This window comes from Pseudomonas sp. PDM15, assembly GCF_014851565.1.
GTDB lineage: Bacteria > Pseudomonadota > Gammaproteobacteria > Pseudomonadales > Pseudomonadaceae > Aquipseudomonas.
Map to the genome: position 1 here is coordinate 1 of NZ_JACVAA010000040.1, position 255 is coordinate 255.

Genomic DNA, 255 nt, shown 5'->3' on the forward strand with positions numbered 1-255 from the left:
GCTCTCCTGGCTTGAGGGTTGCCACCACCTCCCAAACGCGATGCAGCTCATAGCGTGTGAACTCGGGATTCAGGTGCCCCGGCATGAGCAGATCTTTGATCTTGATCTTCGGAGAAGCGGCGAGATAGCTGTTGTACGGGATGTACATCTCGCGCTTACCGACCAGCTTCCACTCGTAGCGATCCGGGGAACCGTTGAAGTGCTCTAGCCCATCGGCTGTCCGCATGCCGTCAGAGGCCGTGCCTGGACCGTCGT

Annotated in this window: 1 protein-coding gene; it reads right to left on the bottom strand. The window is 59.2% G+C overall.

Annotated elements, in window-relative coordinates; translation table 11 throughout:
* The coding region (locus IB232_RS23435; RefSeq protein ID WP_192400910.1) for a DUF1329 domain-containing protein at positions 1–255 on the bottom strand (255 nt) is incomplete at both ends.